The sequence below is a fragment of the Aeribacillus sp. SP014 genome (assembly GCF_054055575.1).
Genome location: NZ_JBSRXI010000001.1, coordinates 1,017,126 through 1,038,997, shown reverse-complemented (window position 1 = coordinate 1,038,997; position 21,872 = coordinate 1,017,126). Strand labels below are relative to the sequence as shown.

The window sequence follows — 21,872 nt, the reverse complement described above, 5'->3', positions numbered from 1 at the left end:
TGACTATACGATGGTTCGGTTCGTGAAAAAGAGAGCTACTCGATCGCCCGTTGTTAGCACTATGATAAAGAAATTGAGCTCCCCTCTTTTCAACGGAATCGTTAACTATGGACGCTTTCTTTTAGAGATTTTAATTCGCGGTATTTTCCTTGGAAAAATATTAACGGTTCAGCATCTTCCTGAAAATGAACATCTGTAACTTCTCCAATAAACAATGTATGATCTCCTGCTTCATATTCTGCAACCACATTGCATGTCAAGGAAGCGATCGCTCCTTTAATCACAGGCATACCGTTCAACCAATCAAATTTAGCTTCACGATTTTCCTTGATTTGTCCGGCAAATTGCATAGATATTTCCTTTTGATTTTCAGCCAAAAAGCTCACGGCATATGTTTTAGATTTTTTAATGCGGTCAAGCATCTTAGCTTTTTCACCAATCGAAATAAGCACTAATTTTGGATTTAACGATACGGACATAAACGCATTTGCAGTCATACCGTGTATACTCCCATCGATCTCCGTCGTTATGACTGTCACCCCTGTTGCAAATTTCCCCATTACGTTGCGAAACAAACGATCATCCATCGGTATCAGTATCCTTTCCTTTTTCGGTAGTTTTCTGTTAAAATTCCCCATAAATATTGTGCTGGACCCTCACAACTGTTAAGAATTGAATAACAACCCTCCAGCTGGTTTTATTGGTCCGAGCTTTATGCGAAGTTGAACTCCCTCTACCTAAAACATTTCACACTCATAAAGAGTGATTTTAACTCCAATTACACACTCTGCCGCTGCTTTACCAGACTGGATCACCCGGTAAACCAAATAATGTCCTTCCGTATGCAGCCATAGCGTCCTCCCACAGGGAGTTTGGATGAGCCGCCACAGCTAACAAATCTCGCGTGAACAGTTCGACCGGATCCCCTTTAAAGATCGAATTGCCTCCAAGTGTCAGCATTGTTCTCACAGCGATATTAGCTGACGTCTTTGCCACGTATCCTCGCCATGCAAACAGTTGTTCTCTTTCCATATCGTTCATCACGGTCTTTCCTTCTTTTTGACAAGCCTCTAGCTGGCGAATATATTGTTCAACAATGCCCTCCATTGCATTTAACTCTGTTTTCATTTCAGCCAGTAACCGCTGACTGGCCGCAGAGTCCTTTTCCTTCGCACCGGCCTTGAAGACACGAATACGTTTCTCGGTGCGCTCTTGAAATAGTGACACCAGCCGTTCTGCCCCGCCCAAAGATACTAAAGGGAATCCCAGCAAGAAAAGCGGCATAAACGGTATACGATATACCGGATCATTCTCATCATAATCGCCCCCGACCGGTTTTCCATCAGCCATCACTCGACCAGCTGGAAGGATTCTATGCAATGGCACATAGGCGCCTTCAACAAGTACTCCATTGCTTCCAGAAGCACGGAGACCAATCGTATTCCAATTTTCTACGATTTTGACATCAGACTTGGGCAACGCCAACAGACAGTACTCTGGACCATTGCTGTCAGGCAGTTCCATCATGGCACCGAGAGCGATCCAATCACTATGGAGGACACCGCTGCAGAAGTTCCATTGCCCATAGAGACGGTAGCCTTCACCATCTTTCTCTACTCGGCCTACAGGAGCAACCACGTCAGCCAGCAATCCTCCTTGCCCAAAGATTTCTTCTCTGCCTTTTGGATCCAGATATGCAGCCCAAACTTCATGCATGGAGTAAAAGTATGTCAGCCAAGCACCGGCCACACTATGGCGAGCCACTGTGCGGATAATCTCTCTATAAGTCCTTAAGTCTACTAAAAGCCCTCCGTACCGCTTGGGACGCAAAAGCTTGTGAAACTCTGCATCTTTAATGGCCTTAGCCACCCGATCAGAAAAACGGGCATTTCGATCAGCTTCGCTAGCTTCTTCCTCAGCAAGACGCCCTACCTCTTCTGCTTTGGCAAGAAGAGTAGCGATGTCCGGTTTATTCTCTAATAAAATTCTATTTTTTTCCATTCTAATTTTCCTCCCCCGACCTGTCATTTAAGGAGATTCAGCGTCTCCCTACATATCATTTAAGGTAAGGCAAACCGCTATTCGGTCTGCCTATTTCCATAAAAGATTAAAAATTTCTTGGTAACGCTTACAAAATACGCTTTTTAGTTTAAACACTGCGAAATCTGTTCCACACAGATATGAAAGAATCATGAAAATTCTTTAAAAATACAAGAATTTCGATTATTTTCCTTTAGTTTGACTGAGTTTCTTTTGTGCTGATTCTCCGGAAATTCCCCAGTTTTCCGCAGGAAGCTCTTGAATCAGTACACGAATGGTGCTTAATGGCACATTTAAGGCATGAGCTGCTGCGTCCGATGTTTCTTTTATTAACGTCTCTTTTTGTTCTACTGTAAGACTTCCAAACAATTGAATTTGAATAATCGGCATGTTTTTATCCTCGCTTATGATCAGTTGTGCTTTTTCTTACGTCAATGCCTTGGCGAATGACTCCGTCAACTCTCTTCTGTGATAAAAAATTTCCTTGACCGATTTTGTCTTCAGTCCATGTTATAGTTGGAAAATCAGGATAAGTAATGTAACCGCTCGCAAAAGCTTCATTGCGATTGCCTGAAGGATCAAAGAAATAAGTTGTTTGTCCTCGCGTAATGCCATGGCGTGTCGGTGTAACATCGAATTGGACATTATTTTTTGATAAAATATCTGCTGCCTTTAGCACATCATACCAATTGTCAACATAGAACGCGACATGGTGCATCTTCTTGTCCGGTCCTTTAATAAAGGCAACATCATGCGGTTTTCCATTTCTAGCATAAATAAAGCTCCCCACCATTTGTTCTCCATCTACTGTTGTAATTTTTTCACTAACGAACATATCCAGGACTTCAGTGAAAAATCTCGTTACAGTGTCTATATCATCTCCTGTTAATGCTAGGTGATCGAGACGATGCGGCGCAATTCCCCGCAGTCCATCCGGCCATGGGTGAGGATTCCAATCTCCTGTTTTCGTACCGACACGCTCGATTTTATGATACAATTCAACTTGGTGGCCTGTTGGAAGTTCAAAACGAATTGCTTCTCCTTCCGCAATTCTTGTTCCTTTTGAAACCCGTTTTAATGTACACCCGAATTGTTCAATCTTCTTTTCGTACTTGGCTAAATCTTCTTCGTTTTCTACTTTAAAAGCAATGTGATCAAGGCCAGGAGAGTCAGCCTCCTGAAGAATAAGGCTATGATGATCGAATTCATCCCACGCCTTTAAATAAACTCTCCCTTCACTTCTTCTCATCTCTTCAAGACCAATTACATTTGTGTAATACTTGACTGATTCTTCAAGATCCATGACTCTTATTTCAGCCTTGCCAACCCGCATAATAGCCATTTCAACCACTCCTTATATTGGATTTAATTTATGGAATAATTTTAACAATTTTTATTTTCTGATTATACAAACAATTGTGCTGTTTTACCTTTAAATTCTTTGCCATTTTCGCAATAATGTACTAAATTTTCATGTGGAGCTTCGAGAAATACTGAAAAACATATACTTATATGGTAAAAACGAAATCATTGATGATATGTTTGATAAATCCCTGCTGCTTTCAGTTCCTAATCGAAATTAATAAAAACGAAAAATATAATCGAAGTTTAAATTTGTAAAATATATGAAAATATTGGAATTTTTTATAATAGTGTGATATACTACTGAATGTTTGGAAATTTTGAATTTGTATAAAGTGGGGTAGAAAAATAATTTAAGTAAAAAGTATTTGTTTGTTCTTCTAAGTATTCCTTTAATATTAGTCTCATTTCCGGTTTATGGTTCTGCCGAATCAAACAATACTGTAGAAAAAAATAATTCTCTAGAAAACTACACATATTTATTAAAAAGTCCTAAACAGGCTAAAGAAGTTTTAGAAATTATGAAAAACCAATACCCGTCTTTGAATGTAACAGCAATCGAAGATATTGAATTAATATATGTAGAGAATTCTAAAAATATAGATGTAAATAAAATTGAAAAATAAAATAATAGAATATATAGATGTACAAGGGGAATTACCAGATCTCATTTCCCCTTACGAAGATGCCGTTACACCAAATAGAATTCTAAACGAAGTGAAGCAATTAACACTCGATGAGTTTAAAGAATCTAATCAATTTGACACTAATATCGAGTTTCCATCACTAAATTCTGAAACATTTACGCCTTTTAATTGGTATTTAAAAGATGTGACAAGTGATTATAAGAATTTATCTATTGATACAGGGGAACATTCCACAATTGCTTTAATAGATAGTGGAGTAGATATAGAACACCCATTGATAAAAGAAAATATTGATTTAACATTAGCAAAAAATTATGTCACAAATGACATGGATATTACTGATGAATTAGGTCATGGCACAACTATTGCTGGGATAATGTCAAGTATTGCTCCAGAGACAACAATTGTTCCTTACAAAGTTATTGGAAATGAGGTAGGGAAATCAGTATGGGTGATAGAAGCTATTATTGATGCAGCTAATAATGATAATGATGTGATCAACTTAAGCGTCGGTACTTATTTTATTAAGTCTGAAAAAGAAGATAAGTTACTGATTAAGGCATATAAAAAAGCTGTAAAATATGCAGAAAGTAAAGGGGCTTGGAATTCCTCAAGGATACACACTAACTGAAGGAACAAGTTATGCAGTAGCACAAGTCAGTGCTACTGCAGCTCTTATTATTTCAGAGTATACAGAACGAACAGGTAATAAGCCTTCTGTTAATAAAGTGCTTAAATATCTAGAGAAGGGAAGTTCTGATATCGGTAAGCCTGGTAGAGACAATTATTTTGGAGAAGGAAAAGTGAATGCATATAGTTCCTTAATGATGATAAATAAATAAAAATTAGAAAAGAGACTTTCTCAGGTTCTTTATATATATATATAAATCATTTTTTACTAATAATTGGTAATGATAATTACCCGTTCTAATTTAAAATATTGAGAAAAATAATTTGAAGGAGGCAGTTCATATCAATAAATTTAAAACTGTTGGTATCTCTATTTCTATCGTACTGATAATATTACTCTTTATTGCTTTTTTTGAATACATCATTTTAAGAATAATAGGTTTCCAATATAATTCATTATTGGATTTAGTATTGTTCTTTATTTTGTATTTATTCCTTGAAATACCTCTTGCTTTTATTACAGATGCAATACCAAAAGCTTTAAAATCTGTTGGCATACTTCAAACGAGTAAAGGATGGCTACCATTTATTTTGAATACAACTCTTACCTTTTTATTGATTGAAGTAATAGATAATTTTATGGCAAATATTGAAATCGAATGGCAAGGTTCACTCATATTTGCGATGGTTACTGGATTTATTGGTTGGAAATTAAGAAAAGATGAGGATGAACCACCAGATATTGATAGTGAGGAATTTAAAGAAATAGATAATAAATTTAAACCCAAAAAATAAATCATTAAACATATGTGAATGCTTTATACAAATCTAGGTAACATAAAGCCAACTATGGGAAGTAATGAAAACCGCCAACCCCTTGATACGCAAGGAATTGGCGGTTTTCTGTTTTGACTCGTTTATGCAGGATTTTATACATCGTTGATGGATCAAGGGTTTCCCCTTTTATGAAGCTCTAAATCTTGCATAAAAAAGGCGGATTTTATGCAGTCCTTCTCTCCCTTTTCCTCCTTACAGAACAGGTAAATAAATTATATCTGTCGAATGCTTCTAAAACGGATAGGAGAGACGCTCTATATCCCGTCCCATCCCACTAGGAGGTTGAACGAATGAAATCGCAAGAACAAGCTTACAGTACCAAAGAAGTGAGCCATACCTTAGGAATTGGCGATAGTACATTACGAAAATGGTGCCTAGCTATTGGAAAAGAACGGTTATACCTTCATCAAAAATGACCGTGTACAGCGATTATTTATTGAAAGCGACCTGGCAAACTAAGACACTTTCAAACCCTTGTTCAACAACACAACATGCAGTTAGAGAACTCCGCGATCGTTGTCGTTGACCGGTTTGGGAAAGGGGCGTTCGAAGAAGTAACGGGCCACGTTCCAGCTGAAAAACCAAACGAAAATCGTTCGTTCCCTCATTCGGATGATCACATTTCTAAATTATTGAAACACATCGAGCAGCAAGAAACATTCAATCAAGAATTATCCTTCCAAGCTAGAAATATTTCCATAGCCTCTCACTCCTCGTATACTAAGTTTCAGAAAGTTTTTTTTATCGAATTTCCAGTCCATGCAACAAAAATAGAGTATGAACTTTTCAATTTAAAATATTTATTAATTTCTAAATTATATAAAAAAGATAATTTATGTAAATGCATCTTAGTCTAATTCCAATAAAGAAGCGGCCAGCTCTTACTTCTAAAATAAAAAGGATGCCCTAAAGTTTTACTTTTTGGGACACCCCTAACTAATTGACTCGACCATTAAACTGTCATTTTCGCATGACTATTTTTTTAGATGCAATATTTCCCTTCATCTACAGTGTCTCTCCTATTTTAGCAATTAAAGTATTTTCAGGACGTTTTAGCCCTAAATGTTCTCGTAAAGTATTGCCCTCATATTCCGTGCGGAACAATCCCCGTTTTTGCAGTTCAGGTATCACTAAGTCAACGAAGTCTTCAAGTCCTCCGGGCAAATATGGCGGCATAATATTGAAGCCATCAGCTGCCCCATTTTCAAACCATTCTTGCAGTTGATCGGCAATTTGTTCAGGTGTTCCCTTAATTTCTCTATGCCCTCGTGCTCCTGCTATCCGTTGATATAGCTTACGAATCGTTAATCCTTCACGCTCAGCAAGGTCTTTTAACAGCTTAAAACGGCTTTTCCCTCCATTTATTTGTTCCAAATGAGGCAAATCAGGCAAGGGACCGTCGACAGGATACCCTGATAAATCAACACTTAACATTCCAGATAAAAGAGCAACTCCTGCTTCTTCAGGAATAAGTTCTTCCAGCAGCTTCTTATTCTTCTCAGCTTCTTCTTCAGTTCTTCCGATAACAGGAAAAACACCTGGCATAATCTTCAATTCATCTGGTGAACGCCCATATTTTTTCATTCTTCCTTTCACATCGGCATAAAAAGCTTGAGCCTCTTCAAGCGTCTGCCACGCTGTAAAAATAACCTCCGCGGTACGTGCGGCCAGCTCTTTTCCAGCTTCAGACGAACCTGCTTGGATCACAACCGGATGGCCTTGAACAGGACGGGAAACGTTTAAAGGTCCTTCTACAGAAAACCACTTTCCTTTATGATGAATGGCCTGTATTTTTGAGCCGTCCACAAATTGAGCCGATTCCTTATTAATCACTAAAGCGTCATCTTCCCAACTATCCCATAGCTTTTTCACTATATCTACAAATTCTTCAGCACGATCATAACGCTGTTCATGCGGAAGATGATGCTCTAAGCTAAAGTTATGAGCTTCTGCTTCCGTATTGGATGTGACAACATTCCATGCTGCCCGGCCTTTGCTCAAATGATCAAGCGAGGCAAATCTTCGCGCTACATTAAAGGGTTCATTAAATGTGGTCGACACGGTAGCTGCAAGCCCAATGCGTTCGGTCACAGATGAAAGGGCTGATAACAGAGTAAATGGTTCAAAAAGTGTATTCACTGTCTGCTCAAATGCCTTTTGATTCCCTGTTCTTACTGCATACGTGTCCGCCAGAAAGATCATATCGAACTTTCCTCGTTCAGCCGTTTGCGCAAGCCTTTTGACAAAATCAAAGTTCATGACATTATGAGCTTCTGCATCAGGATGCCGCCAAGCTGCGACATGATGCCCTGGGATCATGAAAAATGCACCTAATTTCATTTCGCGCTTATTTGCCGTCATTTAATTTTCCCCTCTTTCCTTTATTATTGATTTGTCTTCCAAGCAGAGAACCGTTTTTCCAAAGATACTAAAATATAATTTAATACAAAGCCAAGTATGGCAATGGTAATAATACCGGCATACATTTCGGGAATTTGAAAATTCATTTGAGTATAATTAATTAAGTATCCTAATCCTTCTTTAGCCCCTACCATTTCAGCAGCAATTAATACGAGAATGGAGGCTGTTCCCGCCATACGTATTCCGGTAAAAATAGTCGGAATAGATGCAGGCAAAATGACTTGATAAAACAATTTATATGGCGGTAATCCCATTGATCTTGCCGATTTAATAAGTAACGGATCGACATTTCGAACGGCACTAATAGTATTTAGCAGAACAGGAAATGTACAAGCGAATAAGACAATCGCTACTTTCGATGTTTCACCAATGCCAAACACTAATATAAATACAGGCAATAACGCTAATGCAGCTGTGTTTCGGAATAATTCCAGCACCGGGTTTAACAAATCGCTAACGATCGGGTACCAGCCAATCAATAATCCGAGAGGAATAGCAATAAGCAGCGCAATTCCAAATCCAATAAATGAACGTACAATACTCGCTTGAAAGTGAGCCAATAATTCACCTGAGACAACTAATCCCCACCAGCCTTCAACTACTTTTGAAAAAGGCGGAAAGAACGTCGGATCGGTCACTCCAATGCGAGGCGCCACTTCCCAAAATAAAAGCAGCAGGATAATAACGGCTGTTTGCTTCACAAGTTTTTGGATCCAGTGAAAAGAAAAACGGATATGTTTTCTCGTTTCATATGTAGTTTGAATGGATTTGCTAACACTAGCCAATGTCATCACTCCTTTTATTAAATTTCCTAAGCTGAATGCTCTTTTTTATGATCATTTTGCGATTTACTGACCTCATCCCGAAGTAAATCCCAAATTTGATGGCGAGTCTTTACAAATTCCGGCGTGGAACGCGCATCGTCTTCCTTTGCTTGGGAATGAGCTGAGTTTGTAATAATTTGTTTTATCGTCCCCGGACGTGAAGTCATTACAGCGATACGCTGTCCTAAGTACACGGCTTCATCAATTCCATGAGTAATGAACACGATCGTCTTCTTTGTTTTTTCCCAGATACGAAGCAATTCGTTTTGCAATGTTTCGCGTGTTTGAGCATCCAAGGCCGCAAACGGTTCATCCATTAATAAAACGTCAGGGTCAAAAGCCAAACTTCTAGCAATAGCTACACGCTGCTTCATCCCGCCTGATAGTTCGTGGGGATAACGTTCTTCAAAGCCGGACAAGCCGACTAGCTCCAAAAAATGACGGGCGATTTCCGAACGTTCCTTTTTTGGCACACCTTTCGCTTTTAAACCAAACTCAATATTTCCCTTAGCTGTTTTCCAAGGAAACAAGGCGTACTGTTGAAAGACAATTGCTCGATCTAAACCGGGGCCGTCGATTTGCTTCCCATCTATTAAAATTTTCCCAGATGTTGGTTGAGATAATCCGCCGAGAAGATCAAGCAAAGTTGATTTTCCGCATCCTGACGGCCCGACTAACGTTAGAAATTCTCCATTTTTAACGGAAAAATGAACGTTCCTCAATGCGGTAAACTCTTTAAAGCTTCCTTTTCCCTTTTCAACATCCCGAATTTTAAAAATTTTTGTGACATGGTCAAATTGAATTTTATCTGTCACCTGTTGAACACCTCCTAAACATTTTTGTTCAAGCTTCCTTTAGTAAGGGTTGAATTCATTTGTGTATAAGTCATCCAGCCCAATTTCGCCTTTTTTCAACTCACCGCTTTTTATTAGCCAATCGATCCACACTTGAAAATCTTTCTCCTGTATATAACCTCCTTTCGAGCCGATTCCTGTACTTTTCCAAAATTTAACTGTTTCACCATCTTCTTTTCGTTTTCTTTTTTCAATAATTGCTTCATAACGTGCAATGACTTCTTCTCTAGGGGTTGAACGCGCCCATTCAATTGCTTTCGCTGTTGCTTCAACGAATTTTCTCACAGTATTCGGATTTTCTTTAATGAATTTCTCAGTAAAAACATAACTGCCCGCATTAAAAGCACCAAACAAATCATAATCACTAAAGAGCTTCCGAATCCCGCCCCTTTCTAATGCCCGGTCTCGCAGCATTCCGCCTAACACAGCTACATCAATTTGTTTATTACGCAATGCTTGTTCTGCATTGACTGGCGGAATCACCACTATCGTTACTTTTTTAATTTCTTCCTCTGTTAATCCATTTTGACGCAAGTATTCTTTTAACACGAATTCATGGTGTGCACCGAGAGTATTCATCCCGACTTTTTTGCCAATTAAATCTCGCGCCTCTTTAATCGGACTATCCTCTAATGTATAAAACCCACTGAACGTATCTTCATCGCTGCCGTAATAACTGATCACGGCTTTAATCGGGGCGCCGCTGGCTTTTAATTTAATAATTGCTCCATTAAATGCACCGCCAAAATGAATTTCCCCTGTTGCAGCTGTTTGGATATCCTGTGGTCCACTCGTTGTATTTCCAACCCATTCAAGTTTGATTGGATCTAAATAACCTAAATCTTCCGCCAATTCCGGGAAAGTGACTTGTCCAGGAGATCCTTGATAGCGCAGTGTCAGCGTCTCATATTTGCCATCACCTCCGGCTTTGCCTTCTTTTTCAGCAACTGTTTTGTTCTGGCAGCCAGCAGATAAAACAACTGTCCCTACTAACAATAAAATTCCTATCACTCTGCAATTCTTCAACAACTTCATCTTACTCCTCCCTTTTGATTTCAATTGAATAGGAAGAGGTGACTAACCCCCGACCTCTCACACAACCGCACGTACCGTTCGGTATACGGCAGTTCAATTAAGTCCATGCCAGCCCGCATAAAAAAGGTCTTTACATTTTCTGTAAAGACCTCCAGTGTACTGGTCGGCATATTCATCTATTAAAAAAATGCCGGAGACATTTTGCAGCAATGTCTCCGGTTGACCGGTGGGAACAATCAATTAACCGATATTTCCTATTGAATTAGTATCCATTAGTTATCCTTAATGTTACTGAGCAAATGAAAAATAGTCAAGCTAAAATTTACTGTAAAATATTAATTTTTTATAAATAAAAAATTTTTAAAATTTAATATTGACATTTTTTTCTTGCGAATCTAATATTTTTACTAAACCGATATGAATTCATAGGATTTACAACTGGAATAAAAAGCTGACCAGCCATCTGGAAGCCGGAGCTCATCTGCTCTGGCTTTCTTGCTTATTATCGGTTTATTAAAATGGCTCACTCAACGAGTAAGGAGGTGGGGCTTCTATTAAGTGCCGATGAAATTTTGAGAAAGATGAATATTCCGTAGAATCATAAACTTTCTTGAGGAGGCGATCTCTATGACTGATGTCAAACAAGTACAAAATGAATCAGAGATTATTGTCAAACCAGTTGCCGGACGAATTGGCGCTGAAATATCAGGCATCAAACTTTCCGATGAACTAGATGCTGAAACAATTCAATTTATTCGCGAAGCGATCTTAAAGTACAAGGTAGTTTTCTTCCGAAATCAGCATCATCTAGATGATGCGGGGCAGGAAGCCTTTGCACAGCTGCTTGGCAATCCTGTTGTTCATCCAACTGTTCCAGCAAAAGACGGCTCCAATTATATTTTTGAGCTAGACTCTGATCGTGGCGACCGGGCCAATTCATGGCATACAGATGTTACATTTGTAGATGCATTTCCGAAATTCTCCATTTTACGGGGGGTTGTGATCCCTGAAGCAGGAGGGGATACTGTTTGGGCGAACACAGCTGCTGCCTATGAAACTCTGCCAACAGAACTGCGGAATCTTGCTGATCAATTGTGGGCAATCCATACAAATGCCTATGATTATGCAGCACTGCGATATAATATATCTCCTGAAGCAAAAAAGCACTATGACGAAGTATTCACTTCCACTTTATATGAAACCGAGCACCCCGTTGTCCATATACATCCTGAAACCGGTGAACGCAATCTTTTACTTGGTCATTTTGTCAAAAAATTTGTCGGACTTTCCACCTTCGATTCAGCCCAATTGTTCACTGTCCTGCAGCAGCATATTATACAATTAGAAAATACAGTTCGCTGGAAATGGAGTGCAGGAGATGTTGTGATTTGGGATAACCGTGCAACCCAGCATTATGCAATAAATGACTATGGCGACGAACAAAGAGTTGTGAGAAGAATTACAATTGCAGGAGATGTTCCTGTTAGTATAGACGGCCGCCGCAGCATTACACGAAAAATAGAAAAATAGTCCCATCCACTAGTGTTGCATAAATATTGTCGTAATTTTCAGTTTTATTATTTTTCCTGTTTAGAGCCAAAAAGGTAAGTACCCAATTAAAGGTGACCCCATCCATTTGGAAATTTATTGACAATTAGACCTGTGCGACGACGACAATTTACTTATTAAGGGATGGCTTTTCCTTCAATTTTTCGAAGCCAGATATGCGCTGGTTTCCACAATGCAGCCCTTAAATAACGGCTAATTTGTAAGGTTTTTCGCGTACTATTTGTTTCGATTTGTGCCAGAACATGTAGGCAAAAAACAATAAGTGCGATAAATACTTGATTTTGAATCGCCCATTCACTTTGACCATAGAATTTTTTGATGCTGAGATGTTGTTTGACCCATTTAAAAAACAGTTCAATAGCCCATCGTGATTTGTACATCTCGGAAATTTCTTCGGCGCTTAAATCAAAACGATTTGTGATTAAATGGAGTTCATTTCCTTTTGAATCCATCACTTTTAGAAGGCGAAAGTAATTTTCAGCACGGTTTTGAGTTGTGCCAATCAATACCATTTGATCCGACAAAACACTCGTATCTTCGGGTAGTTTAAAATCATAAACTTCCCGTATAACAGCGTTTTTCCGTAGTCTGGAAAGAAAGAAGTAGCCGTCATCCGTCATACGATCAAAGCGCTCATAGTCTAGATAGCCACGGTCAAACACATACATGCATTCCTTGTCATCCACCATGATTTCAAGCTGTCCACGGTCATGTTCTCTTGCCGTTGTCATCAAAGCTTTTTCAGGATAGGATATCCCCTTTTCCATAAACACAAGGCGCAAATGCAGCTTTACACCAGCCTTTGTTTTGCGAAACTTCGCCCATTTATGATTGGTCAAATTAAGTGGCAATGTGCTTGAATCAATGATTTTTAAAGGCATGACCCGTTTTGTGTATTGTGTTTTGGCATGAATTTTTGCGACTAAATCAAGAAAAAGCTTTTGAAATAGATCTGGGTTTATACCATTTAATCGCCGTGACAACTGTGAAATACTAATAGAATTAAGGTCGACCCCTTTTTGAAGTTGGTCATCAAAAAGGCAATCGCTTAGCGCATGGAGACTTTCGATTTCTTCCAATTGCGCAAAAAGCAGTAATTTTAGAAATGACTCTGTCGTTAATTTTTTCGTATAGTAATCTAATTTCATCGTTTTCACCTGTTCTTCAAATAATTGAAGATTTATTGGCGAAAACCATTGTCCAAATGAAGTTTTTCGTGTAATCTTGTCCATGAGTTTGGTCCTTTTTAGTGGATTTGGACGGGTTACCACCTGACTTATCCATTATAAAGGACTTTTTCTTTTCACAAAATAAAATAAGTGAAGATTGTGAGTCTTTTTAATATTAAAATTAAATTAATGCAACACTAGTGAGTCCCATCAGGATTTTTCTAACCAATAATTTATAAAAGCCTTTCAGTTAAAAAGTTAAACTTCAAAAATTTTTATAACCAAATAAAAACGGCATCTCCCTTATGTGAATATCAAGCTATATAAGTTCGGAACCGTTTTACGCAGAATCGTCATCCTCTGATGCGAACACTGCCTTTTATCTAATAACCTTGGAATCGTTTTTATCGCTAATGACTTTTGAAAATTGGGCATCCCCCCTATTGCCCGGAAAAGAAAGTTTATTTGCAATTGGTCGACCATAAAAAGAAATGGATTTCACAATCTATTCAACAATCGTTTGCGGCATCAAAGAATACGGAAGAATCCGTTCACCACGTGAAACAGCGATGCCGCAATTTTACCTTATTACGGAATTTTTAAGACATAAAACTTAAACAGTAGAATAACGATCTAACAGCTTCTTTTTATGTGAATGAAATACTTCTTCCAAAGGAATATTGTATTTGTTTGCAATCACTATGATGTTTCCTAACACATCTCCCAGCTCTTCGATTAATGCCTGTTTATTTTCCTCAACTGAACCTGTTGATTCGTCTGGTCTGTCTCTGCCAATTTCAAGCGCTCTTATAGCTCGGGCAACTTCCCCCGTTTCTTCGGCTAAAAATCCAATGCGGACAAAAATATCTAATTCAGCCCAGCCCCTGCTGTCATAATACTCCTTCACCCATTGTTGAAACTCATTGATATCCATTTTGTTCACCTGCCCTTTCTCTCTTAAAAGAGTCAACATGAAAACTCTTTTCTTGTCAATATTCAAATGAGAGAATTCAAATGACTTTTGAAAAGATGGTAATTATGACCATTTTATATTGTGGTACTGTCAAGAATTTTGTATAATCTAAAATGAATCAGTGAATAAACGGTAAATTTTTTTGAGTTAAGTTAGTTATATGAATAACTAATAAGGAGTGATCATATGGCAAAGCCGAATGTTATTAGTAAAAATGAATTAATTCGTTCCGCGAAGAAGTGTTTAGTCAAAAACGGAATTGAAAAGTTCACATTGAGGGCAGTCGCCGAAACGGCAGGGGTTACGCAGGGGACTGTTTATTATCATTTTCGAACAAAAGAACAATTATTATTGGATATTGTAAAAGATATTTGCGACAGTTCTTGGGACGAATTATCGAAAAGTGACGGCAACATCATTAAACAAGCGATTGAGACAGCGAAAAGCCGTTGTTCTCATGATTCTTTTTTTCATAAATTGTTCTTAACACTCGTCGTTTCAGGTTTTCATAATGATAAAATCAGGGAACAGCTTGAGGGGATTATTTTACAAGAAAATAAAGCTCTAGCGGAAAATTTATTAAAAATATGGCCTTTATCACCAATTAAAGGAATTTCGCTTGACACATGGGCGATCATTTTAAACGCTGTTGTAGACGGAATCGCCTTACAGGCTCTATTGTCAAAAAATTTTCCGGTAGAGAAAACATACGCAGAACTTGAGAAATTATTTATAGCATTGAGCGGCTTACAAGAGGTGGAGAACAAATGAAAGGATATTTGCACACAGCATGCTGGAGCGTTTTTGTTTGGTTTTTTGCCACAATGTTTTTTGTTATGTTTGGGGACAGCGTTCTTTTCAGACCGGGTACAGCGGAGTTTGCTGTCAGCCTCTCTTTGCTAATAGCTGGAACAGGGGTGTTATTGGCAGGAGCCACGTATTTATATGTATTGTTTGACAAAGCCGAAAATGCACCGCTGAAATTTGGATTCATCGGCACGATCGTTGGTTTAATTTTAGATACTTTTTCTTTATCCAACCACCAGCTGATTTTTCCTAAGCTTGATGAGCCGCAGGTTATCGCTTTTGCAGCATGGATGTCTTTTGCCTACGCATTGTATTTATTAATACCTGCCATAATAAATGAATTAATGAAAAAGAAGCTTAAAACCGAATGAATTAAAATGCAATCACAAAATGTGGGTGTCTAATAAGTCGTTTTTACGGCTTATTGACGCCCCCATTAATGTTTTAGAAATGTTGATATATCGTGGTTATCAATGACGATTTGACTTTCTAAGACAGCCCCTTTAGGGCATTGTATGACTGTTCGAATTTAAAGGGATTTCACCTTATCAAAACGTGAGTCTTTTCTTTTCCTTATTTAAGTAATCCATGCTGCCGCCTGCCTAATAACCGAATCAACATTTAGAAGAAAGCAAGATAGATGTTGAGGACGTCTTTCTCATTAAAAAGAATTTCAAAATGTCCTTTTACGCTATTTATAAGCTGCCGTCTACCTGATAAAACTCCGAAGAACCTTTTATTTTAACTTATACGTTTTGATCATCAATTTTATCATTGAAGCTAGACAAACTGTTCCAAATAAAACAACATATAAGAAGGCCGATTACTAAAATCATTCGTATTTAGAACAGCAAAAATTAAAACTGTAAAAGTGAGAGCCAGCAAAAAATACAAACTATATTTACCCAATAATTTTGAAATGAATCCTATTCCAACAACTAACAATAAGAATATGCCAATCTGGCAAAAAAAAATTCCAAGCTCCTCACTTCTCGCATAAAGTTTAGAATTCCAGCTGATGGCACTTTTCTAATCTTTAAATTGTTTTTCTTTTACAGGAAAACCAAGTGCACGGATTAAGATATTTTTTGTACTTGGCAGCGACTTCCCGACCTGCGATTGCCAGCCCGGCCCACCAAACGATTTCGCCAATTGCAATCAGCGCCGGAACAGCCGCCGCTTTTTGAGTAAGAGTGAGCGGAAGCAATGGGACAACGGCGGCTAGTCCATACAAAATAAACGAGGCGATAATAAGAATGACAGCAATCTTGCGGAGATAGCCTCTTTTATGCCTACTCGGCTTTTGCTGTCCGCCATCCTCTGTCCTGTAAAAAAATTGTTGAAGCATTTTTCCATATTTTCTCATCATGATAGCATCAGCCAGCTTCGGTGATATGGAGTTAAGCTTGGCAAAAAGGATCGTGGACATCCCTCCCATAATTCGTACTGTCTTCTTTTTTTCAATTGTTTTAAGCAAATCCTCTGCCACTTTTTCAACAGGCATAATGGAAACACCCATTTTCCTCCAAAGCGGATGAAATGGTCTTTCAGCTTCAGTATCTGCAGGACTTGGCGAAAAATAGGCAACCCTTGCTTGACTGCCTTCCAATTCCAATTCACGGTTTACAGCTTCAATAAATGTGAACAGCCCTGCACGTGATGCAGCATCGACACTATAATAAGGAAAAGCCAAGCGGCCATCTGCAAATCCCCCGATATGCACAATCGTGCTGCCTTTTTGTTCTCTCATATGCGGCAGGAATGCCTTCGTTATAAGAATCGCTCCTAAAAGATTGATATCAAGCGTGTTCTTCGCTTCTTCATAACTATGCTCAGCTAAAGACTTTCTCACGTCATAACCCGAAGCATTGACGACAATATCAATATGGGCCGACCACCTTTTTACAATATCTTTCAGTTCTTCAATCGATTGTAAATCAGTAATGTCAAAAACGGCTGTTGTTATATCTCCAGTTATTTGCTCTGCTGTCTTTTTAACCTTTTCTTCATTCCTTCCAACTAAAAGAAGCCTTGCACCTTTATCGGCAAAAGCTTTTGCAAAGCTTGAACCTAATCCCCCTGAAGCGCCTATGACAATAACGGATTTACCCTCAAAACTCCTTTTCATGAACAGCTCCTCCATGTAAGAATGTATATGATGCATTAGCGATCTGTTTTTTGCAAATAACGAACGATTTCTGCCAATAAAGTTTCCAGAAATTCATATTTATGATCGCTTCCTAAACACTCTTTTATTTGCAAGTCAATTTTCTTGTAGAGCTTTTCATCACCTTCGACAATGTTCTTTCCTTTTTCTGTAACACTTACATAATAAACTCGTTTGTCCTCCTGCGATTGTATTTTTTCTATAAGGCCCATTTTTGACAGCTTTCTAATCATCGCTGAAACAGCCGGCTTCGTGAGGTTCAAAGCTTCTGCCACCTGAGAAAAATTGGGTTTCCCCATATAGTAAATAGTCGTTAAATAATAGTAGTCATTGCTGCTGAATTTTTTAATCTCTGCCTCCGTCAAATGCATATGTAAATTTTTAATCGATTCCCTCCACAAATAATTTGCAATAAACGCAATGCTGTCTTTAACCATAAAATCCCCCAATAAATAGTTAAATATATTTAATTAAATATATTTAACTATTTACCATTATTTTTTGTCAATCACAAAAAAAATTTCCCCAAACATAAGCGTGGGGAATAGCACTTGACAAAATTTGAATTCGTTTCTCGTTTTAAAACATTATCTCATTCGGTTTCATATGCGCACAGTGATTGCATGATTCTTTGGCGGAGACCGAAAATTGGCTGGATAAAATTTCAGCTAGGAAAAAACTGTCTAAAACAAATTTTTTTTCATCACAATTCGATTGCTATTCACAGCATAACCATTTTTTCTGTAGAAGCTTTCTGCGAGTCCTCCAGTGGATGTTAAGAGGTAAATGCTTTTAACTTGTTTCTTTTGTAAATCTTTCTCTAAATATTGGAGAAGCTTAGAGCCATAGCCTTTACCTTGAATTTCATGATTGATGCATAATTCCGCTAAATAAAAAGTTATTCCTTGATATGTTTTCTTGCTGTTCCCTGCTATAAAACCAATGGGAGTTCCATCGATTTCCCAAAAAAATCCTGTAAATTTCGGAGTATGCAGCAAATCTGTAAGCCTTTCTTTAGCCGTTTCATATGTCCAGCTTTCATTCCAAGGGTCACGATTAAAAACTTTCATATATAGTTCAATACATTGTTCCAAATGTTTTGCCGTCATTGGTGCAATTGTTTCTGCCACAAAAATTTCCCCCTATAGTAAATAGCTGGGGAGTGCATCCTGACTCCCGTCTGTTCGAAAACACTCCCCATTAAACTATTCGATTTGGTGTTGCCAGCACAGAAAACTTTCTCTGTTGTTTTTGCTTACCATTTTCTATCTATTTTAAATCTTAAAATCATTTTAATAGAAAATGGCCTTCATGTCATTTGCGAATTCTAGTCTTTTCGGCTAATTTTGTTTATGCTTCCGTTTCATTTTGTACATCTTTCGTAAAATCTTCAGAATTTAAATAGCCTGGTTCTAGGATAAGTTCCTCATCATCATAAAAAAATCCAGCGAACGGATACCGCTGACGGACTGGCTGCACAGCCTATGCTCATAATTAAGAAGCTTAATAAAGAAGGTGAGGCGAATTTTTCCTGCTGGCAGCTCTGCCTTTTTCCTTTCAAAACACAGCCAATTCCAAATAGCACAAGAAATATCTCAATGAATCTCGGAAAAAATGGCGCCTGACAATATATTTTTGCTATAAAAATCAGGGAAATGGCAAGCGTCGGCGCTAAGGCACATCAGCTCATATATAAGGGTGATAGAGTTTTGCTTTCATTTACCGATAAGAGGCCGAACAATACAGTGGTGAACCCGTCGATTTTTTCTCGGAAATAAACTTAAATGTCATATGTTAGCCGTTATCCCTCTTTGCGTTTTCTAAAGTCTGCTCGACACTTTGTAAATGCTTCTCCATGCTTTTCCTTGACCTAATTATGTCGCGCTTTTTGATCATTTCGACAATTTCTAAGTGCTCCAGCCACGAATGGTGCATCCGATCAGGTATTTTAGATGTCTCCACCCTGATATTGTTAAAAAGGCTAGTGAGACTGTTCATTATCCGATAAGCAATTGCGTTCTTGGAAAGCTCCGCAATTCTAATATGAAATTTGTGATCTCGTTCAGACAATATCTTTTCATTCACTTTATTTTCGCTGGTTAATTGTACAGTCTCTTTCACAAACTGATACAAAACGTCAATTTCCGAATCGGATGCCCGTTCAACAGTCCATACTACCGCTTGCGTTTCAATGAGCATTCTTATTTCAAATAAATCTGCAAATTGGTCGCTTTTGACAAAGTAATGATTGGCTAATTGAGCTAAATTATTCGTTCCATCCGCTACAAAAACGCCATTCCCCTGTTTAATTTCAATAAATCCGAGCGTAGAGAGAACTTTGTAAGCTTCCCTTATTGTATTTCGACTCACATTTAATTTAAGAGAAAGCTCTCTTTCTGACGGCAGCTTTTCCCCGGGTTTCAACTTATTTTCTTGAATAAGTGATTTCAATTCTTCAACAATCTTATTCGGAACAGTGGAACGATCAAAACGAATATTTTCAAACATAATGATCACCTGTGGTAGGAAATTCCAAATGCAACTGATTAGCCAGCTGCACTAAATCCTTTTCAACTTCCTGAGATAAATGAATACCACAATGTAATTTATGAATATAAGATTGTTCTCTTCGTTCCCCAGGGTACAAAATTGTATGGACTTCTTCTTTTTTAGGAACAGCTTTCATTTCCAAAAGCATTTTTTGCAGAAGAGAGGTAAATTGATCGACAGGCATAAATTTTTCTATATCGATTAAAATAAAAAAATGCCCTACATTTGCTATTTGGCCGTTATCGTCATATATATTTTCGACATGTGGGCCGTAAGCAGCACCTGTTAATAGCCCTGTTAATATTTCCACTGCCAAAGCCCAGCCATACCCCTTTACTCCTCCTGAAGGAAGAACGGCTCCGTTTAATGCTTCTGCAGGATCTTCCGTATCATTGCCTCTTTGATCGATTGCCCAGCCTTTTGGAATGGCTTTTCCTTCCTTTGCCGCTTCTATAATTTTGCCTCTTGCAACGACGCTTGCAGACATATCGATAATAACATCCGGTCCGTTTTTGACTGGAAAGCCAAATGCTATCGGATTCGTTCCAAAGAAAGCTTTTTTGCCTCCCCAAGGCGGAATCCCAGGCGGAGAATTTGTCATCACAATTGCTGCAAGGTTTTCATCGCAAGCTGCCTTGCAATAATATGATGCACATCCAAAATGGTTGCTTTTTCGAATGGCGATGGCAGCAACTCCCGTTTCTCTTGCTGTTTTGATTCCCTCTTTAATGCCATAATATGATGCAATCTGGCCCAATCCGTTATCTCCATCGACAGTTAAAATGGATAACCCTTTTTTTTGTATTTTTATGGACGGGGTCGGATTAATCCGCCCCTCTTTTAAACGTTTTGAATAGATCGGCAATCTGCTGATTCCGTGGCTTGTGATACCTTCAAGATCTGCCCTTATTAATGAATCTGCTACAACTTCAGCATTCTCTTTTTTAACGTTTTGCTTCACCAAAACATCTTCAACAAATTTTTTTAAAGCTTTCGCATCATAAACAGTCAAACTTCACTCACCCTTTTAAAAATCAGATGAAACTAAAAATAGTGATTCTTTTCCCTCAAGTACTTTCATAATTTCATCTGAAATAATGTTAGTGATTCGTTCTTGGGACTCTTCTGTTAATCCAGCAATATGCGGAGTTACAGTAATCTTGCTGCTGTTTAATAGAAAATAGTCTTTTTCGACCGGCTCATTCTCAAGTACATCTAAGTAAGCACCAGCTATTTGCCCGGATTCCACCGCCTTGAATAAGGCGGATTCATCAATAATTCCCCCGCGAGAAGTGTTGATAATAATTGCATTTTTTTTCATTAAGTTAAATTCTTTCGTACTAAGTAAATTTCTTGTTTCATTCGTTAGCGGAACATGAATGCTTACAAAGTCGGACTCTTTTAAGACCTCCGCTAATTCAACCTTTGTAATCCCCGTTTCAGAAAAAGGATAATCGAATTCTCTTATATAAGGATCATAGCCGATCACTTTCATTCCAAATGCAATGGCTCTTTTAGCAAGCCTGTGGCCAATCTCTCCCGTTCCGATTAATCCCAATGTTTTCCCGTATATCTCATTTCCCGTAAATAATTTCCTATTCCAATTTCCTTTTTTAACGTCTTCTCCGGCTTGTATGATAGACCTCGATGCCGTTAAAATAACGGCCATAACATATTCTGCTACTGAAACCGAATTGGCATTTTTGGCGGAGACGATTTTTACATTACGTTGTTTTGCTGCAAGTAAATTTATATTATCAAGTCCGACTCCTAATCTGCCGATTACCTTTAATTTTTTCCCTGCATCCAGTATTTCCTGATCAACAATTGTCTGGTTTCGAACGACTAATGCGTCTGCATCTATTATTTTGTTTATTAATTCCTGTTTATTTCTCCATAAATCCGGATTGTATTCGACCTCCGCTATTTTCCTCATCCTGTTAATCCCGGATTCAGGCATATATTCAGAGATTAGTATTTTCATTAC

25 protein-coding genes are annotated in these 21,872 nt (G+C 38.2%); 8 read left to right on the top strand and 17 right to left on the bottom strand.

The annotated features are described in order from the left end of the window. Positions 1-101: 101 nt before the first annotated feature. The 4 genes from ACVIJU_RS05140 to ACVIJU_RS05125 form a co-directional block, all read right to left on the bottom strand. On the bottom strand, positions 102-587 hold the full coding sequence (locus ACVIJU_RS05140; protein WP_130157371.1) for a flavin reductase family protein: 486 nt from the start codon (positions 585-587) through the stop codon (positions 102-104). A 211-nt stretch (positions 588-798) separates the two neighbouring features. Beyond that, positions 799-2,001 carry a flavin-dependent monooxygenase gene (locus ACVIJU_RS05135; RefSeq protein ID WP_327873251.1) on the bottom strand — a complete coding sequence of 401 codons (1,203 nt, stop codon included), beginning with the start codon at positions 1,999-2,001 and terminating at the stop codon, positions 799-801. Between the two features lie 222 nt (positions 2,002-2,223). Then, on the bottom strand, positions 2,224-2,430 hold the full coding sequence (locus tag ACVIJU_RS05130; RefSeq protein WP_063388368.1) for a tautomerase family protein: 207 nt from the start codon (positions 2,428-2,430) through the stop codon (positions 2,224-2,226). A gap of 4 nt (positions 2,431-2,434) precedes the next feature. Continuing rightward, positions 2,435-3,382, bottom strand: coding sequence for a catechol 2,3-dioxygenase (locus tag ACVIJU_RS05125; RefSeq protein ID WP_456687349.1), 948 nt, complete (start codon positions 3,380-3,382; stop codon positions 2,435-2,437). A 388-nt stretch (positions 3,383-3,770) separates the two neighbouring features. Here ACVIJU_RS05125 and ACVIJU_RS05120 point away from each other — a divergent pair, with 388 nt between their 5' ends. From ACVIJU_RS05120 to ACVIJU_RS05100, 5 genes are all read left to right on the top strand, one after another. Beyond that, a complete protein-coding gene (locus tag ACVIJU_RS05120) occupies positions 3,771-4,028 on the top strand; it encodes a hypothetical protein (protein ID WP_456687348.1) in 258 nt (85 codons plus the stop codon). Further along, positions 4,018-4,680 carry a S8 family serine peptidase gene (locus tag ACVIJU_RS05115; RefSeq protein WP_456687347.1) on the top strand — a complete coding sequence of 221 codons (663 nt, stop codon included), beginning with the start codon at positions 4,018-4,020 and terminating at the stop codon, positions 4,678-4,680. The genes ACVIJU_RS05120 and ACVIJU_RS05115 overlap by 11 nt, the downstream gene beginning before the upstream one ends. Beyond that, entirely contained in the window at positions 4,631-4,891 is a 261-nt protein-coding gene (locus ACVIJU_RS05110) for a hypothetical protein (protein ID WP_063388371.1), read from the top strand. Before ACVIJU_RS05115 ends, ACVIJU_RS05110 begins: the two co-directional genes overlap by 50 nt. Positions 4,892-5,003: 112 nt before the next feature. Then, positions 5,004-5,474 carry a YrvL family regulatory protein gene (locus ACVIJU_RS05105; protein ID WP_235600456.1) on the top strand — a complete coding sequence of 157 codons (471 nt, stop codon included), beginning with the start codon at positions 5,004-5,006 and terminating at the stop codon, positions 5,472-5,474. Positions 5,475-5,806: 332 nt separating this feature from the next. Then, positions 5,807-5,932, top strand: a complete 126-nt coding sequence (locus ACVIJU_RS05100) for a hypothetical protein (protein ID WP_277874806.1) — start codon at positions 5,807-5,809, stop codon at positions 5,930-5,932. A 589-nt stretch (positions 5,933-6,521) separates the two neighbouring features. Here ACVIJU_RS05100 and ACVIJU_RS05095 read toward each other — a convergent pair. From ACVIJU_RS05095 to ACVIJU_RS05080, 4 genes are read right to left on the bottom strand one after another with little or no spacing between them, the layout of a single operon-like run. Beyond that, complete coding sequence (locus tag ACVIJU_RS05095; RefSeq protein ID WP_339193326.1) at positions 6,522-7,877, bottom strand: LLM class flavin-dependent oxidoreductase; 1,356 nt, start codon at positions 7,875-7,877, stop codon at positions 6,522-6,524. A gap of 23 nt (positions 7,878-7,900) precedes the next feature. Beyond that, a complete protein-coding gene (locus ACVIJU_RS05090; protein ID WP_232515604.1) occupies positions 7,901-8,722 on the bottom strand; it encodes an ABC transporter permease in 822 nt (273 codons plus the stop codon). 26 nt (positions 8,723-8,748) lie between these two features. Continuing rightward, a complete protein-coding gene (locus tag ACVIJU_RS05085; protein ID WP_063388411.1) occupies positions 8,749-9,576 on the bottom strand; it encodes an ABC transporter ATP-binding protein in 828 nt (275 codons plus the stop codon). A gap of 39 nt (positions 9,577-9,615) precedes the next feature. Then, a complete protein-coding gene (locus tag ACVIJU_RS05080) occupies positions 9,616-10,650 on the bottom strand; it encodes an ABC transporter substrate-binding protein (RefSeq protein ID WP_063388410.1) in 1,035 nt (344 codons plus the stop codon). A gap of 627 nt (positions 10,651-11,277) precedes the next feature. Between ACVIJU_RS05080 and ACVIJU_RS05075 the strand changes: the two genes are divergently transcribed. Further along, the gene (locus tag ACVIJU_RS05075) at positions 11,278-12,180 is read left to right on the top strand and encodes a TauD/TfdA dioxygenase family protein (protein WP_186439284.1); all 903 of its coding nucleotides are present in this window, start codon (positions 11,278-11,280) and stop codon (positions 12,178-12,180) included. 155 nt (positions 12,181-12,335) lie between these two features. Here ACVIJU_RS05075 and ACVIJU_RS05070 read toward each other — a convergent pair whose 3' ends face one another. Beyond that, entirely contained in the window at positions 12,336-13,451 is a 1,116-nt protein-coding gene (locus tag ACVIJU_RS05070) for an IS4 family transposase (RefSeq protein WP_456687346.1), read from the bottom strand. A 550-nt stretch (positions 13,452-14,001) separates the two neighbouring features. After that, positions 14,002-14,322 carry a MazG nucleotide pyrophosphohydrolase domain-containing protein gene (locus ACVIJU_RS05065; RefSeq protein ID WP_063388408.1) on the bottom strand — a complete coding sequence of 107 codons (321 nt, stop codon included), beginning with the start codon at positions 14,320-14,322 and terminating at the stop codon, positions 14,002-14,004. 225 nt (positions 14,323-14,547) lie between these two features. Here ACVIJU_RS05065 and ACVIJU_RS05060 point away from each other — a divergent pair, with 225 nt between their 5' ends. Then, the gene (locus ACVIJU_RS05060) at positions 14,548-15,132 is read left to right on the top strand and encodes a TetR/AcrR family transcriptional regulator (protein WP_144598172.1); all 585 of its coding nucleotides are present in this window, start codon (positions 14,548-14,550) and stop codon (positions 15,130-15,132) included. Next, complete coding sequence (locus tag ACVIJU_RS05055; RefSeq protein WP_144598173.1) at positions 15,129-15,539, top strand: DUF5367 family protein; 411 nt, start codon at positions 15,129-15,131, stop codon at positions 15,537-15,539. The genes ACVIJU_RS05060 and ACVIJU_RS05055 overlap by 4 nt, the downstream gene beginning before the upstream one ends. Positions 15,540-16,204: 665 nt before the next feature. Here ACVIJU_RS05055 and ACVIJU_RS05050 read toward each other — a convergent pair. The 7 genes from ACVIJU_RS05050 to ACVIJU_RS05020 form a co-directional block, all read right to left on the bottom strand. Then, positions 16,205-17,296 carry an SDR family NAD(P)-dependent oxidoreductase gene (locus tag ACVIJU_RS05050; RefSeq protein ID WP_063388405.1) on the bottom strand — a complete coding sequence of 364 codons (1,092 nt, stop codon included), beginning with the start codon at positions 17,294-17,296 and terminating at the stop codon, positions 16,205-16,207. Positions 17,297-17,331: 35 nt separating this feature from the next. Then, positions 17,332-17,772 (bottom strand): MarR family winged helix-turn-helix transcriptional regulator, encoded by a 441-nt coding sequence (locus ACVIJU_RS05045; RefSeq protein ID WP_063388404.1) that lies wholly within the window; start codon positions 17,770-17,772, stop codon positions 17,332-17,334. 246 nt (positions 17,773-18,018) lie between these two features. Continuing rightward, a complete protein-coding gene (locus tag ACVIJU_RS05040; protein WP_063388403.1) occupies positions 18,019-18,465 on the bottom strand; it encodes a GNAT family N-acetyltransferase in 447 nt (148 codons plus the stop codon). 220 nt (positions 18,466-18,685) lie between these two features. Further along, entirely contained in the window at positions 18,686-18,814 is a 129-nt protein-coding gene (locus tag ACVIJU_RS05035; protein WP_261308733.1) for a hypothetical protein, read from the bottom strand. 315 nt (positions 18,815-19,129) lie between these two features. Then, complete coding sequence (locus ACVIJU_RS05030) at positions 19,130-19,843, bottom strand: FadR/GntR family transcriptional regulator (protein WP_456687345.1); 714 nt, start codon at positions 19,841-19,843, stop codon at positions 19,130-19,132. After that, on the bottom strand, positions 19,836-20,897 hold the full coding sequence (locus tag ACVIJU_RS05025) for an Ldh family oxidoreductase (protein ID WP_130157224.1): 1,062 nt from the start codon (positions 20,895-20,897) through the stop codon (positions 19,836-19,838). Before ACVIJU_RS05025 ends, ACVIJU_RS05030 begins: the two co-directional genes overlap by 8 nt. A 15-nt stretch (positions 20,898-20,912) precedes the next feature. Further along, positions 20,913-21,869, bottom strand: coding sequence for a hydroxyacid dehydrogenase (locus tag ACVIJU_RS05020; protein ID WP_327848807.1), 957 nt, complete (start codon positions 21,867-21,869; stop codon positions 20,913-20,915). Between the last annotated feature and the right edge of the window lie 3 nt (positions 21,870-21,872).